2 protein-coding genes are annotated in these 981 nt (G+C 43.0%); both read right to left on the bottom strand.

What is annotated here, in order from left to right:
- Nucleotides 1-637: Spy/CpxP family protein refolding chaperone (locus AB4507_RS22610; RefSeq protein ID WP_372183449.1), on the bottom strand; the 637-nt coding region annotated here is incomplete at its 3' end.
- A 96-nt stretch (nt 638-733) separates the two neighbouring features.
- A partial coding sequence (locus AB4507_RS22615) for a GGDEF domain-containing protein (protein WP_372183450.1) occupies nt 734-981 on the bottom strand: 248 nt, incomplete at its 5' end.

Consider the following 981-nt stretch of genomic DNA (forward strand, 5'->3'; position numbering starts at 1 on the left):
TTTTGTCATTTTTATTGAGTTTAATCTTTGGCTTAGAGTTACCTTTTGCTAGCTCTTGACCTTTTCCGTTGAGGTGAGCATGTCGAATAGCGTCGAGCTGCTGTTTCTGTTCTTCCGTTAAAGTTTGGATAATCTTGCCAAAGGCTTCAGCGATTATTTCGCCGAGTTGGGCTTCATGCTGACCATAGCGCTGCCCAAGTTCGAGGAATTCTTCTTCCGAGATGCTCTCTCCGATTAATAACCCTTCTAATGCTCTGTTCATGGCAAATCGACTTTTTGCAACTTGCTCAAAAGGAGTTTTTTGTTGTTCAAGCAACGCTAGCAAAGTGTTTCGTTGCTGAGAGTCGAGGACAGACAAAGTTTGCTTGGCAACTTGGCTTCGAGAAAGGCTATGTCCACTTGCCACGCGCAAACCAACAAAACCAAAGTAGTTAGCCATGCGACCAACAGACATATAGTCATTATTAGATGAGCTTCCCGTTAGCCAAGACAATGTTCTTGAAGCGATTGCATCGGTAAGCGCTTTTTCATCGACTTGCTCCCGAGTGATATCACGAATCATGTCGCTATCTTTTGCCATCACTACGGACGACGACGCCAATAATGCTATCGCTAAAACAAACCGAAAAATGCGCATCCTTGCTAACCTTACTTGTTGTGTGTGTTTAACTTCTTGAATCTTAGCCAACATGTTTTGTGATGGAAGAATATTTACACTGTTTTACAACTCGCCTTAACGCTCAACAATGCAATCGCGCCCTTGAGATTTTGCGTCGTAGAGGGCGTTATCCGCTCTTTTAATTAATGAATTCCAGTCATCGTTTATGAGGGCTTGAGTCACTCCAATGCTGACAGTATACGTGCCAGAAGAGGGCTCTTGATTGGAGTTGTGTTTTGCGTGGTTTCTTATTCTTTCAGCTATCTGCATTGCTTGAACTTTATTCGCTCTAGGTAACATGACAACAAACTCTTCTCCACCAT

Source organism: Vibrio sp. 10N.222.54.A3, assembly GCF_041474095.1.
Classification (GTDB): Bacteria; Pseudomonadota; Gammaproteobacteria; order Enterobacterales; family Vibrionaceae; genus Vibrio; species Vibrio crassostreae_C.